Origin of the sequence: Haloferax namakaokahaiae, from assembly GCF_042663225.1 — an archaeon.
Classification (GTDB): Archaea; Halobacteriota; Halobacteria; order Halobacteriales; family Haloferacaceae; genus Haloferax; species Haloferax namakaokahaiae.
In genome coordinates this window covers 44400-57267 of sequence record NZ_JBHTAA010000013.1, presented here as the reverse complement: position 1 = coordinate 57267, position 12868 = coordinate 44400, and the positions used below count along the sequence as shown (strand labels likewise).

General features: G+C 51.2%; 13 protein-coding genes and 1 pseudogene. 8 read left to right on the top strand and 6 right to left on the bottom strand.

Annotated features, from left to right (window positions below; genetic code table 11):
• Positions 1–603: 603 nt before the first annotated feature.
• On the bottom strand, positions 604–801 hold the full coding sequence (locus ACFQJC_RS18310) for a DUF8011 family protein (RefSeq protein WP_465261527.1): 198 nt from the start codon (positions 799–801) through the stop codon (positions 604–606).
• A gap of 165 nt (positions 802–966) precedes the next feature.
• Here ACFQJC_RS18310 and ACFQJC_RS17180 point away from each other — a divergent pair, with 165 nt between their 5' ends.
• Both ACFQJC_RS17180 and ACFQJC_RS17175 read left to right on the top strand, forming a co-directional pair.
• On the top strand, positions 967–1167 hold the full coding sequence (locus ACFQJC_RS17180; protein ID WP_390225763.1) for a hypothetical protein: 201 nt from the start codon (positions 967–969) through the stop codon (positions 1165–1167).
• A 252-nt stretch (positions 1168–1419) separates the two neighbouring features.
• The gene (locus ACFQJC_RS17175) at positions 1420–2778 is read left to right on the top strand and encodes a restriction endonuclease (RefSeq protein WP_390225762.1); all 1359 of its coding nucleotides are present in this window, start codon (positions 1420–1422) and stop codon (positions 2776–2778) included.
• A 188-nt stretch (positions 2779–2966) separates the two neighbouring features.
• On the opposite strand, the gene ACFQJC_RS17170 is transcribed toward ACFQJC_RS17175, so the two are convergent.
• Complete coding sequence (locus ACFQJC_RS17170; protein ID WP_390225760.1) at positions 2967–3422, bottom strand: hypothetical protein; 456 nt, start codon at positions 3420–3422, stop codon at positions 2967–2969.
• A gap of 262 nt (positions 3423–3684) precedes the next feature.
• Here ACFQJC_RS17170 and ACFQJC_RS17165 point away from each other — a divergent pair, with 262 nt between their 5' ends.
• The 4 genes from ACFQJC_RS17165 (at position 3685) to ACFQJC_RS17150 (ending at position 6679) form a co-directional block, all read left to right on the top strand.
• Positions 3685–4230, top strand: coding sequence for a DUF7342 family protein (locus ACFQJC_RS17165; protein ID WP_390225758.1), 546 nt, complete (start codon positions 3685–3687; stop codon positions 4228–4230).
• A 5-nt stretch (positions 4231–4235) separates the two neighbouring features.
• Entirely contained in the window at positions 4236–4721 is a 486-nt protein-coding gene (locus ACFQJC_RS17160; RefSeq protein ID WP_390225756.1) for a toxin-antitoxin system TumE family protein, read from the top strand.
• 591 nt (positions 4722–5312) lie between these two features.
• Positions 5313–6224 (top strand): ParA family protein, encoded by a 912-nt coding sequence (locus ACFQJC_RS17155; protein WP_390225754.1) that lies wholly within the window; start codon positions 5313–5315, stop codon positions 6222–6224.
• 14 nt (positions 6225–6238) lie between these two features.
• On the top strand, positions 6239–6679 hold the full coding sequence (locus tag ACFQJC_RS17150; RefSeq protein ID WP_390225765.1) for a hypothetical protein: 441 nt from the start codon (positions 6239–6241) through the stop codon (positions 6677–6679).
• Between the two features lie 176 nt (positions 6680–6855).
• Here ACFQJC_RS17150 and ACFQJC_RS17145 read toward each other — a convergent pair whose 3' ends face one another.
• Positions 6856–7257: a hypothetical protein gene (locus tag ACFQJC_RS17145; protein ID WP_390225752.1), complete on the bottom strand. Its 402-nt coding sequence runs from the start codon at positions 7255–7257 to the stop codon at positions 6856–6858.
• 302 nt (positions 7258–7559) lie between these two features.
• Between ACFQJC_RS17145 and ACFQJC_RS17140 the strand changes: the two genes are divergently transcribed.
• Positions 7560–7994, top strand: coding sequence for a DUF8100 family protein (locus tag ACFQJC_RS17140; protein ID WP_390225750.1), 435 nt, complete (start codon positions 7560–7562; stop codon positions 7992–7994).
• Positions 7995–8121: 127 nt separating this feature from the next.
• Here the strand turns inward: ACFQJC_RS17140 and ACFQJC_RS17135 are convergent.
• Positions 8122–9366, bottom strand: a pseudogene (locus ACFQJC_RS17135) (RNA-guided endonuclease InsQ/TnpB family protein); the annotation flags it as partial.
• Positions 9367–10564: 1198 nt separating this feature from the next.
• Between ACFQJC_RS17135 and ACFQJC_RS17130 the strand changes: the two are divergent.
• Entirely contained in the window at positions 10565–11842 is a 1278-nt protein-coding gene (locus ACFQJC_RS17130) for an orc1/cdc6 family replication initiation protein (protein WP_390225749.1), read from the top strand.
• A 283-nt stretch (positions 11843–12125) separates the two neighbouring features.
• Here the strand turns inward: ACFQJC_RS17130 and ACFQJC_RS17125 are convergent, their stop codons facing one another.
• A complete protein-coding gene (locus ACFQJC_RS17125; RefSeq protein WP_390225747.1) occupies positions 12126–12449 on the bottom strand; it encodes a DUF6788 family protein in 324 nt (107 codons plus the stop codon).
• Positions 12450–12661: 212 nt separating this feature from the next.
• Positions 12662–12814, bottom strand: a complete 153-nt coding sequence (locus tag ACFQJC_RS18305) for a DUF7837 family putative zinc-binding protein (protein ID WP_465261526.1) — start codon at positions 12812–12814, stop codon at positions 12662–12664.
• Positions 12815–12868 lie beyond the last annotated feature (54 nt).

Here is a 12868-nt window from a genome sequence, read left to right as displayed (position 1 = left end):
GATAATCGCACTGTTGGTTCTCCAATTCGCCTTCCAGCAGGACCGTAGACGGGTTGAAGCGACAGTTGGCGATATCGTCAATCTGACGCCGCCTTCCAGCAGAACCGTAGACGGGTTAAAGCGACCTTCTCGGCCCTCGACCAGCACCGGAGCGGATGCCTTCCAGCCGGACCGTAGATGGGTTGAGGCCTCAACTGACTCGAGAGGGTGACATGGAACGAGTAGCACACCAAAGAACAGGGTGAACGCTGAGGTGGAATGAGTTCTATGACACCCTCTAATTCAATCTAGGATTCACCAACAACTGCCGGTGCTTCCGAGAATTTCTCAGAGTCGAAGTAGGACAAGAGCACCGGCCTGAGAGATAGGTCCTTTGCCTGTAGAATAGCTTCGAATTGGTCGCCAAAATCCACACCCTCACTTTTCCACCTAAGCGAGGCTATCCAGAAAGGTGGTTTGCCACACCGTATTCGAAATGAATTTTTTCGTCATCACTGGCTTCAATGCTGTGTTAACTTGGTTTTCAGTCGCTGCAAGCCCCAGGTCAGGGATTTCATCTCGAATACGGTGTGCAAAAGTTGATCTTCGACGCACAGGCTGCCATCAACCTCGAAAATGGAGAGTATCATTGTTTGACTCAGCATATTGTATAAACAGCAGCCAATTCCCCATTGCCGAGTTCTCAACAATCACAGCGTGGAGGTAGATCCCCGAAAAGATGAGGCCACCACAGAGCTGGAGTGCGCCGAATGGCTTCCCAGAGGGCTCGCTGAACACGACGTTGTCGACGGTGGGGGGCATCACGCACCTAGTTTCACGCGATAAACAAATTCGTCGTTGTTCTCTTGAGATTGTGCGCTGAAGTTACGGTTGTCATAGTCTCCCCTGTCAAAACGCTCTTGTCGTAGAGAAAATTTGACACCCGAATGGTAAAAGCCAAACATCGTTTCCCCGTACCATCAGTTAATGAGCGAGTCAAAAGACGCGGATACGAGACCAAAAATATCAGTTGCAGTTGTAGATAAGACGCACACGAACGAAATCCCTGACAATATTGACTCTGATTTATATACGACAACAAGGCCTGAGTCATCGTTAGTTGAGTTTGCGGCCGACCCTGACGGGGAGCTGGCAGAGGCACTCAGGCGAAACGGATTCGACGTCTGAACTAATCCACTTACACACCTACCGAACGTGATTCGGGGCAATCAATTTTTCTAGCACGGAAGATTCCGCTGCATGGTTTGAGGGAATCTGTTAACCAACACAGGATCCAGAACCGCATCGGTGTTGGTTAAGCTAGTACAACTGATCGTATTGAAGCATCTACCCCGTTAGAATTCTCGATCTCCCCAACCAACCACTGAGTAACAAGTAATTAGTAGTGATAGTATATTCAAATGACGAATACAAATTAATATGGCCATCTTAGACGATTTTTCTGGATTCGAATTTGAGGACTTGATGGAGGACGTTTTTCGGAATCTCGGGTACGAAAACGTCCATCAGGCACGCAAAACCGCCGACGAAGGTCGAGATATTCTCATGGAGGAGGTCGTCGACGGGACACGTCGTGGAGTTGTCGTTGAGTGCAAACATACAGGATCAGTTGGACGGCCTGTTGTCCAGAAACTTCACTCAGCTATTGCGACGTACGACTACGATGGCCCAAAGCGTGGCATCGTCGTCACGACAGGGCAATTTTCTGCACCCGCCGAAGAGTATGCTACTCGCCTCAGACAGAACGGTGATCCATATCCAATTGAGCTCATCGACGGAACCGACCTGAGAGACATTGCCGACGAAGTCGGCTTGGACCTCTATAACGGTCGTATCGAGATTCTCTGTAACGAAACGCTCCGGCCGTTCGACCCTGCAAGTGGCGTCGGCGCACCGGTACGAGAGGCAGCCCGCGATATCCAAAACCTCGACACAGACGCACTCCCAGAACCACACAAGCTAGTTGACTTCCAACCTTATCTCACCATCAGCGCACGAACTGACGCTGTCTTCGAGACATCCGTTGGCGTCATCCACCGCATCAACGAATCAAATCGTTTCGTCGTTCATGCGACGCGTGGAGAACCCAGTGTCGCAGACAGTCGTCTCACAGATCTCATCACAAATAACAGTCAGCAAGCCGTCGAACTCGACACCGACCGCTTCAGCACGATGTTCGACGCCGTCGATGTCGCTCGCTACGGGCAGACAGAAACCGACTACAAAGAGTGGGCAGTCTCTCGCCTCCAACGACATCACACGTCGACAGTCACCTACACAGGCGACAACAACGTTACTTACGAGAAAACGTGCGAGCCAAAACAATCGGATATCTCTATCCAGGCAATCTCACCGCTCTATGTCCCACGGGTTCGACAAACACTGCAACTCCAGCAGTACTCCTACCCATATTCGTACTATGCTGCAGGACCCTCGAGAATAGCGATTGAAGACGGAATCCATCGCTGCGTCCACTGTGAGAAAGAAGACGCGAAATCGTACACCTACTGTGAAAATTGTGGGAGCATCAACTGTAGCTCGCACATCAAAACAGAACGGATCGAGGGAACACCGGTCTGTACGGGCTGTGCAGTCACTGAGCGATTCGTACTGAAGACGAAGTACTTCTACGACGAGGCGAATCTCGAAGAATTCCGTACAGAATATGAACAGATGGCATTCCACGAGAAAGCGATGGAGAATACACCACTCGTTGGAGGTCTTCTCCTCAGTATCGTACTCCTACTCGGGCTCATTCTCACGTCTGGGGTCGTCTAACAGATCGTAGTCTTCCGAAGGGCAAGGAGTCAGTTGCTTAGGGCTCATGTGTTCTGTTGAAATCCTCAGTCGCTGATAGTTTGTTGAGACCGTGCTGAATACAGCGCGCGAGTCGGTCATCGAGTGTGCCCTTTATGTGAGTGAACAGAATTGAGCGGAGCAAGTATCCGAACATCTTTTAGTCCGTTTCAGAACCATAGAGAATCGCTCCCACAGAAGTTTTGGTTGAAACGGATATACGGTTCTTCACTCTCATCATCCCTAACAATCTCAATAAAGAGTTCTTCGTTGTCGGTACAATCAGGATAGAAGAGGTAGTTCCCCCTCACTGAATGATTGTCGCTCAAGTGGGCACGAACAGCGTATTTCTTGTTTTGGATAGCATTCCGTTCTACAATTTCAAAAACATCATTGCCCTCTTTTGGTGGTGGAAGTTCGTACACTGAATCCAGCACGACCGACTCGCTCTGTTCCCCTCCCTCAGCCAGCAGTGCTTCTACGTATAGGTCATGCTTCACTGAGTCAAAATTCAGGAGTCTCAATGTTAGTTGCGAGCCACCGAAAGGGAGAGAGATGCAACCGGAGAGCGACGACAGCGCTAGGCTGCTACCGAGTAGGAGGGTCTTTCGACGCGAGAATTCCATTCTTCCAATAGTATTCAAAGCATCGACATATGCGTTTTGGGAGTCTTTGTGTTTCGGAACTCCCAAGTATAATTCCACAAATTCAAATCCATTTTTTGCCCTCTTTAGTATGGAAAACTCAGAAGGATAGTGATGGATACACCCTCTGTCTGTGTCACGAGGGTTCTGTCAAGCTCTAAGGGTTTCAACAGAGCCATTAGCGTGGTTGCAAACATATCTTTGCACCCACAAACTAATATGAGCGCAATCCGTCTCTAGGACAATGACTGAGGATACACCGTCTCCGCCGGACATGAATCTCACCGGTGAATGGGACAAAGCCGTCGATAATCGGACGGTCAAAGATCGTGTGTACGAAGCGGCGACGACGATCACGACCCCAACCACTGTTGCGGACGTCGCAGAACGTGCCGACTGCACGAAAGAAGGTGCTCGTCCCCATCTTGAGTGGTTCGTCGAAGTCGGGGTCCTCGAAAAAGTCGCTGACAATCCTGCACTCTTCGTCCGAAACGAGGCCTACTTTGAGTTCCGTCGAATCACCGAACTGACCCGAGAGTTCAAAACACCTGAAGCAACTGACGAAGCAATCGATGAGTACCGAACCCGAGAACAGGAACTCTCGAGTTACTTTGAGGAATCCTCGCCTGAGGCAGTTGTCCTTTCCGAGACGACGTACGACGATCTCGATGAGGCGTACGATAGACTAAGTGAATGGCGAACTGTCACTCGCCGCCTTCGCGAGCTCCGAGAAGCCAAATTCCGTCTCGAATCAAATCTCGGTGGGAGTCCTGCCTCCTCGTTCCCCTAACCTCGATGGGACGTACAGATGACCTCAATGAAGAACGGATGCGGATTCTCGGTGGGCGTCTCGCAGACCTCTCGGTAATCGAGACCGTCCAGTACTTCCCATCTGGAAAAGAAGACCGTGTTGTTGCCACTCTTCGGTCGAATTACTACCCCAACGTCGTGGATACTGCGACTCTCGAAATCCGCCTTCGACTGAATGGAGAGTTCAACATTCAGTATTTAGAGGAATGGGCTGGTGAGGGCTGGTCGTGTCGATGGGACCGCCACCCAAATACACACAACACACACGACCACTACCACGTACCACCACAACCGCGAGAAGAGAGTGCGGTCGATGCAGTCTACCCGGATGATCCGAATGACGTGCTTCGTGTAGTTCTCCAAACTATCGAGAAACGAATCAACGATATCTGGGGGACAACAGGCCTGATTTTTCCGTCAGAATACGAATTCAAGCAGGAGTACGGCACAGACTACCTCGTCGACAAATAGCGCCAGTTCGTCACTCTGGTCGGACAACTTCGTCGCAGGAATGTCACTCTGTGGATACACCAACGTCCCATTGCTATCCTCGAACTCGATGATCGACTGTACTCAATCATTTCGCCGCAGTCAGGACATCGACCAAGCGCCGTCTCTTGAGCCTCTATAGTTGTCTTCTCTCCGTAGACACCTCAATCATTGAATCAATGAATCACAGATTCTGTGAAGTTGTTAATTTTGGAAACCAAGAGTCCAGGATTTCATGATTTGGAGGGTCACTGAAAATCGCAAAGACAAGAATCGCTGAGTCCATGAATCCATGATTCTATGATTCCATGAAATAGTGAATACTTGAAACACTGAGTTGAGAATCAACGACTCACCACCGGGAGCCAGGATTTCAGTGAATCAAGGAATCATTGAGAGCAAGAGATTGTGATTCAATGAATCTGTGAATCAAAGAACCAGTGATTGAATTATGATGAAGCGAATTTGTGCATTTCAGCCCATCTGCTGCTTGATTTCTCCAGAATCAGGTTAAGGCATAGACAACTGAATGTCTGGAATGGATTTATGAGTCAGTGATTCAATGATTGAACCATGAGCGAGACACCCCGTGGATGGGGCGTCACACCATCCACTGGCATCCCCACGATTGCCTTCGGGAACCAGAAAGGCGGAACTGGAAAGACAACGGCAACAATCAACAGCGCAGCGGCGTTGGCCACTCGCGGCCACGATGTTCTGGCGATCGATATGGACCCACAGGCCGACATGACGAAAGGACTTGGTCTGGGGCCGGGCGACGAGAATGACCCTTCGAGTCCGAAGAACGAACTCCCCAACACACTGGTCACCGATGACGCGAACCTTCTCGACGTCCTCGTCGACAACCCGCGCACGCACGATACTAGTCTTTCAGAGATCGTGATCGAGGCCGACGAGTACGGCCATCTAAACTTCGATCTGATTCCAAGTCACAAGGACATGGGCCTCGCCCGAGATTGGATGGACGACGCGAATGCCCGTCTCTCGTTGAAGCTCGCCCTCGAAGCGATGGTTGACGACGGCTACAACTACGATTTCATCGTAATCGACTGCCCACCAGACCTCTCCGTCCTGACCGACGCGGCGTTCATCGCAGCGCAGAACGTCTTCCTGGCTGCACAGACTCAAGCAACGTCACGGGACGCACTTGACGACCTGTGGGACCAGCTGGAGTCCATCGAGAGCAACCAGCAGATCGAGATTGCAATCGTCGGACTCCTGGCGAACATGTACAGGGACGACGGTCAGTCGAAAAAATTCCTCAACGCCTTCGACAAGTCGTTCGCGTCGATGGCACCGATTTTCAAGCTCCCGATGCGAGTGGCGATTCAGCGCGCATGGGACAACGGACGAGATATTTTCGAATGGGAAGACCCGAACGACCAACAAGTAGAGCGTGACCTCTTCCTAGAAGTTGCAAAGACGATGGAGCGGGCCTTCGACAAGGCCCAAGTGGAGGCATAAGTATGCCCCGAGGAATGGATGAGCGGTTCGAGAACCCATCAGACGAAGGGGACGACGAGAGCACTAAGGCCAAAGAGGAGACCGCAGCAACGTCGTCAGAAACAGAAGCAGAAACTCGAGGTTCAGGGGAGGTCACGGGAAACCAGTCGAATCAGCAGCGGGGCTCAACCACGAGTACCACCGAATCGCCCGCAAGCGAAACGGGAGAAACAGACGACGAGCCGCTGAATATCCGTGAGGACTGGGACTCAGCCACGATATACGTAGAACCGGAGCAGAGCGAGGATATCGAGATTACATTTACCCGCCTGAAAAAACAGCTGAAACGTGAGGGTGTCACGCTGGAGAAGAACAAACACTTCTATCGTGGGATCTTCGAAGTGGCGTTTGGCGAACACCAAGAGGAAACGAAAGAGAAGATTCGGGAACTCGCAAAGCAAGACGCCAATCAGTGAATCACTGATTCACTGAATGCCTATTGTTCGAGGATAGCCTAGCACCGATATGTAGCACTCGTTGGCTCGTCTAATTCCTGTGTAGCTGGCTCTTTTGAAGCCCTCAAAGTTTGACAGAAAGTGTGTGACACATACAGAGGGTGAGTTCAGCACACCAGTAGATACGGTGAGGATGCTCAATTGACAAGCTCGTTTGTTAACCCACCTACAGCCGCGATCGCTAAGACGCCGATGATGATGGGTGCATTCGGGTCGAATCCAGCTGTGACAGCGAGGTAGACACCAACAACAGCCACAGCACTAGCGGGTATCAAGGCGGTGATAGCGAGCCGCTGGACACGTCCTGTTTGTGCACTCGCAATGTTGCGAGCAAGGAGTGTGCCACCAATAATGGCGACTACAAGAGCTAATGCTGACATGAAGAGCGGTAGGAACATATTTCCAAATCCAAAAAGAGGCTTGACTCCGGTGGCAGGTGGTGGATAAGAAATGACGACAGTTACGAGTGCCAATAAAGTCAATATCCCTCCAAGACGATTCAATCGAGGAGTTGCTTGATTCTGTTGAACATTATTCATATATCTGTCAATTTGTTCGATGACGATATGTTTTGTGGAGAAGTCGGTGCGTCAACACATGTACTCTCGTCTTGTTTATCTTCCAAACAGTGATCCTAGCCCGCTCTGAACTGAAACGTACGCGCGCTCTATTCAGCACGCCCGCAAAAACATCACCGAACGCTGTCAGAACTCGTGTGCAACACTCAGAGGGTGAGTTCAGCACGACGAGTTTGTTCATTTCACCTGCTTTCTCCTGACTCATCCGTTAGAAAGGGAGTGCGAACCTAACAATTTTACTTGCATTATCCATGTTGTCCAGTATGACCCTCCAGATGTTTTCCGTTGACTCTGTTGATTTAACTGAAACGAGGATGTTCATTCTTGCCTCTGTACAAGCTGTCTTGACTGCTATTCTATTTGGCTTGATTTTCTTCCTCATGGCCGCGACTCGAATTGCCACTCTCGACCCGGCTCCTGAGTCAGCCATTCTCTCAATACTACTCGGTGCTGTTCCAGCGGTAGTATTCGGGGCAGGTTTTCCCTATCTCGTTCAGCGTCGTGAGTACTTTAATCGGCTAAATGATTCATTTCCGGCCAGATTAGTCGGGACTTTGCTCATGCTTGGGACGTACGTTGGTCTCTTTTTCTACCATCCCGCAACGAGTCTCATCTATGCGGTTGTATATCTGCTGAGTCGAGTTACCATCCTTGTCGGAATCTATGGTGGCTCTCGAATCAAAGCGATACTTGCATAGTCTGTATCTGTCATTCTGCCTGCTCACCAGACTGCGATAGGCCAGTGACCGACTTGCGCTCTCTATTCAGCACGCTCTCGAAAAACCATCACCGAACGAGGATTTCAACAGAGCCGTGTAGCGTGAATTACCACGGGTCGGGTGACCCGTGGCTTCCTGTTTCTACGACGCGCTTTGCAGGCACGTCCCTCTGATGAGGGTCCGCACCCGTAGGGAGCGCAGTCTCCGCAGGCGTTGATTCGGCCTCTCCCAGACCTATCAGTTCATCAACCTCGTAGTCGATGCCCAGTTCATCCAACCCGAGTTTCTGAACGTTGTACGAGGCATTCTCGTCCCGGTCAGCCTCGAATCCACAACTCGGACACGAGTGTTCACGAACCCAGAGTGCTTTGTCTGACTCAACGTCACACTGAGCGCACCGCTTCGTCGTCCCCTCAGGAGGAACCGTGACGACGTGACAGCCGTTCTTGTCGCCGTGACGCTCGAACGTCTTGATAGCGTTACTCCACGACATTGACGCGATATTCCGACCGTTCGAGTCCTGTTCGAGCATCCCTCGAACGTTTAGTTTTTCCAAGAACACGGCGTCGTACTGTATCGTGTACGAGTGGGCGAGTTTCTCGATGAAGTCAGTACGCTTGTTCGACAAGCGTTCGTAGGCTTCAGCGAGTTCCACCCGTGCTTTCTCCCAGTTCGCAGACCCGTGTTGCTTGCGAGACAACGCTCGGTGTCGTTTCTCGATACGCTCACGGTCTTCAGACTCATCCAACGGTGTCACAGCGTTCCCGTCCGAGTCGTGTACGAACTTGAGGATGCCGAGGTCGATTCCCACGGTGTCGTCGAGGTCGATCGTTTCGACAGCGAGTTTCTCAGGGTGTTCCGGGTCGTTGTCAACTACGACCGAGGCATACCACTTCCCTGATTTTTCTTCCTTGAGACGGATTTCTTTGATAGTCCCGTCTTCAGGGAGTGAACGGTGGTAGTCAACGTCCATCGTGCCGAGTTTCGAGAGTTCCAGTGTAGCGTGTTCAGTTCGGCCCGTGTTATCATCCACGTCGAAGCCTGATTGGTTGAACACGATGCTACGGTACTCTCGTGGCGATTTCCACTTGAGATTCCCAACCTTGTAGCCCTTGGATTTGAGCGATTTGAGAACGCTCAGGCTTGAAAAGATACGTCGGACAGCCATCTGTAAGCACTTTGAGTTGACTGTCTTCCACGAAGGGAGTTTGTTTTGCAGGTTGGTGTACGTTGGTTTGTCGCCGTTTGGAGCAGAGTCGTAGAGTCCGAGTGCGTGGGTGTACACTTCCCGGCAGATGTTGATGTGTCTGCGAGCCTCGCTCGCTACATCTTCGGTTGGGTACACGCGGTACTTGTACGTCTGCTCACTATCCGAGTAGTCGGGGGCGAGTCACTTGAATAGTGGCTTTAAGTCGGGCGATTGTCGCATTCATCCACGGGTACGGTGACCAAGCGACATTTTGTGGTTGACCCAGTTGTTAACCAACAGAATCACGATTTGAGAGAACTTGTTGGTTAAGACGTGAGTAGTTTGACTTGGGTTCCTGGATTGGAAGAGAATCTTGTGCAAACACACACCCCTCGTCCAGAGTGTAAATGGAGTAGAAGGGAGGGTTGCTGTCCACAAGAAATAGAGGTTGTCGAGATGGAAAGACAGGTGAATCCACGGGTAGAGTCACTAAGACAGAGACAGACGGCCGAATATGAAGAAAACAAATGAGTAGTGCTTCACGAGATCCAGACGAATACTAATTCGTCTTTATTATTGTGTAGAATACACTTACTGGACTGTTCGATTTGATGAGATATAAAGGTTCTAGATAATACTAAGATTCCTGATGAATTGGAGTACTGGTTAATTCGACGGGAGTTCTATTCGAGTGTTCACGCCTCTCGTCCCGTGGTACGTGTCGTTTGCAGGCGATTCAGTCGTGCAATTCTCATCTTGCTACCCGGATCTTCTCGTGCTGTTTCACTCTGGACGAGGGGTGGGTGGGGTCTTTACGTCGTGACTTCTATGTGATTCTTCTCTCGATACCCCAAACTCTCGACACCCTCGAGATTGGTGCAGAATACAGGTCAGCAGCTGTGTTTTGTGCCGATGGCTACGACTGAAAACAGGAAGCATCTCCTCGAACTTCTGTTCAACCGAATAACGAACCTCGCGACTGTTTTCACTCTGGACGAGGGGTGTATGCCGTGCGTCAGACGTCTTTGTGTCTGCTTAATGTTTGATCTCCCAACCTTGTTTGAGTTACACTCTTGATGGGGGGTGTGCATTTTCGAGCCCAGCGGAAGATTAGTGGTAATTCACTCGGGACGAGGGGTGGCTAAATATTGGCTTCTGTCCGTTTTACACTCGTGGTGAGGGGTGTCTCTTCGTCCAAACCACTTGTACGAGAGGGACGTCTTTCACTCTGGATAACCTCTTCTCTTTTCCCGACTGACATTGGGTACACTATGCATTAGGTCCCTGTCGTGGGACGATTTACACTCTTGCCGAGGTGGGCGAATTATTAAGTAGCCGGGTTGCGCGGTATCTTGTATCGATGGCTGATGACCCGTCACAACTCTCTGACTTCAATGACCGGTACGAAGACCCGGCTGAGGATCCGCTGTTCAATATTGATGGAGACGATCCCGACCGGGTCGACATTTTCACTCGCAAGGAACTCCTGAAGGTCGGACACGTCCCGGAAAGTGCTCGAATCGTCGGCCGTGATGAGGAAATCAAGGACATCGCTGCTGAACTCAGGCCGATCGTTCAAAATGACCCGCCGAACAACGTCATGATCTACGGCAAGACAGGGACGGGGAAGTCGTTGGTTGCTCGCCACGTCACTGAACGTGCCCGCCGAGCCGCAGAGTCAAATGGGGTCTCGGTCGGGACTGTCTACGTCGACTGTGCACAGCACAATACGCAGACCCGTGTTGCCCGAACAGTGACACGGGAGCTCAACAAGACCGAAAAAACTGACTTCGATGTCCCACGCGCGGGGATTGGCAGTGGGGAATATTACGACTACCTCTGGGAGATTCTGAATCTCGCCTACGATGCTGTTATCATCATTCTCGACGAGGTTGATCGTCTCAACGACGACGATATTCTGATGCAGCTCTCACGAGCCCGTGAATCTGGGAAAGCCGACTGTCACCTGGGTGTTATCGCGGTGAGTAACAAAATCGAGTATCGGGACCAGTTGAACGAGCGTGTCAAGTCAAGTCTTCGTGAAGAAGAGTTCGTCTTCCAGCCTTACGACGCGAATCAACTCCGTGGGATAATGAAGCACCGCCGCGACGCGTTCCACGACGACGTGCTCTCTGATGACGTCATTCCGCTAACTGCGGCACTCGCCGCACAGGAACATGGCGACGCCAGAAAGGCAATCGAGATTCTCCGACACGCGGGCGAACTCGCTGAACGAGAGAACGCTGACCAGGTCATCGCTGAGCACGTTCGCGATGCCCAAGAATGGGCAGAAGTCGACCGATTCGAGGAATTACTTCGCGGATCGACGACCCAGGTCAAATTTATTCTCTACTCACTTGCACTGTTGACCGAGGAGAGCTCGAACGAAGACGGATTCTCGACAAGTCGTATCTACAAGCACTACCAGAACACTGCTGAGACGGTCGATGCGAAAGTTCTGAGCGAACACCGCATCTATGAACTGCTGAAGGAGCAGGCATTCCTCGGCGTCGTGGAATCGACCCGGACGGGCGGCGGACGGGGAGAAGGGAGCTACTTGGAGCATCGGCTGGTTCAGGACACTGGTATTGTGCTGAAATCCGTGCTCCGCGATAGCCGGCTAGAAGATCTCGCGTAGTCTTTGTTCTTCCCCGCGACTACACACCCCCGGTCACGAGTGTAAGTTCTGACTTGTTTAGTCTGGTAACCCACACCCCGTGTGCAAAGTGTAAATATGCGCTATTCATGCGCGAGAGCGCTTAATGAGCAGTTGAGGTTTTCTGTTATTCATCTTGCACACGGGGTGTCGCCCCTCTCAACCTGTCATTCGATTCATCTCTCACACGGGGTCCACGGGTGTTGAGAAAATTCACTTCGCACACGGGGTGTGGTGGCCCTCGATCTCATGGAAGTTGCCCTTCCTATTCACCGGAATTGACTGGTCCTTTATACTTAGACTTGATTTTGTCTCCCTCTCTCCATTGCCAGTAGTAGTACCGGTTGTCGTTGATTTCTTTGATGGTAATCGTCGCCTTCGTGGGGACATCGTCTGGAAGGTCGTCCGACCGTTCTTCGAGCTCACCTTCCGGTGGCTCTTCCTCAAGACGAGCCTCACGCTCCTTGTGTTCGGCCAGTTCTTCGGCATAGCGGGCAACGTCTCGAAGACGGTTCGGCGATGATTTATTCAGGGCGTCGACGACTCCTGTAGGGAGGTTTGTCGGCGGCGTCGGTGGTTTATAGGACATCAGCTGTTTCCTCGTGTTAACCAACACGGGACGCTATTCAAAAATTCCGTTGGTTAAACTGATGATGTCGACTTCCCGTTCTTCTCTGTTTGTAACGCTACTCGAAGCTTCGATATAGACAAGCTTCACGCTACGTTACAACGTGCTTCGATGAATCGACTAATGTTCGGACGCAAGTACAGGACCCCTCGTGGACAAGTAGTACCACTTCGTCACTCTGGGCGGACAACTTCGTCGCATGAATAGCACTCTGCAAACACGCCAGTTGACCCATTGCCATCCTCGAACTCGATGATCGACTGGTATGCCTCAATCTCTTCGCCACAGTCAGGACATCGACCAAGCGCCGTCGAATCACTCGTCATAGGGGGATTGTGGAGACGCATGTGACACAGTCTGTCTCCACTGGTGTCCACACG

Bases quoted from the DNA above. Each gene is read 5' to 3' on its own strand.
- ACFQJC_RS17175 (WP_390225762.1), top strand. From the start codon at position 1,420: ATGGCCATCTTAGACGATTTTTCTGGATTCGAATTTGAGGACTTGATG.
- ACFQJC_RS17165 (WP_390225758.1), top strand. From the start codon at position 3,685: ATGACTGAGGATACACCGTCTCCGCCGGACATGAATCTCACCGGTGAA.
- ACFQJC_RS17145 (WP_390225752.1), bottom strand. From the start codon at position 7,257: ATGAATAATGTTCAACAGAATCAAGCAACTCCTCGATTGAATCGTCTT.
- ACFQJC_RS17180 (WP_390225763.1), top strand. From the start codon at position 967: ATGAGCGAGTCAAAAGACGCGGATACGAGACCAAAAATATCAGTTGCA.
- ACFQJC_RS17160 (WP_390225756.1), top strand. From the start codon at position 4,236: ATGGGACGTACAGATGACCTCAATGAAGAACGGATGCGGATTCTCGGT.
- ACFQJC_RS17155 (WP_390225754.1), top strand. From the start codon at position 5,313: ATGAGCGAGACACCCCGTGGATGGGGCGTCACACCATCCACTGGCATC.
- ACFQJC_RS17130 (WP_390225749.1), top strand. From the start codon at position 10,565: ATGGCTGATGACCCGTCACAACTCTCTGACTTCAATGACCGGTACGAA.
- ACFQJC_RS18305 (WP_465261526.1), bottom strand. From the start codon at position 12,814: ATGACGAGTGATTCGACGGCGCTTGGTCGATGTCCTGACTGTGGCGAA.
- ACFQJC_RS18310 (WP_465261527.1), bottom strand. From the start codon at position 801: ATGCCCCCCACCGTCGACAACGTCGTGTTCAGCGAGCCCTCTGGGAAG.
- ACFQJC_RS17170 (WP_390225760.1), bottom strand. From the start codon at position 3,422: ATGGAATTCTCGCGTCGAAAGACCCTCCTACTCGGTAGCAGCCTAGCG.
- ACFQJC_RS17125 (WP_390225747.1), bottom strand. From the start codon at position 12,449: ATGTCCTATAAACCACCGACGCCGCCGACAAACCTCCCTACAGGAGTC.
- ACFQJC_RS17150 (WP_390225765.1), top strand. From the start codon at position 6,239: ATGGATGAGCGGTTCGAGAACCCATCAGACGAAGGGGACGACGAGAGC.
- ACFQJC_RS17140 (WP_390225750.1), top strand. From the start codon at position 7,560: ATGACCCTCCAGATGTTTTCCGTTGACTCTGTTGATTTAACTGAAACG.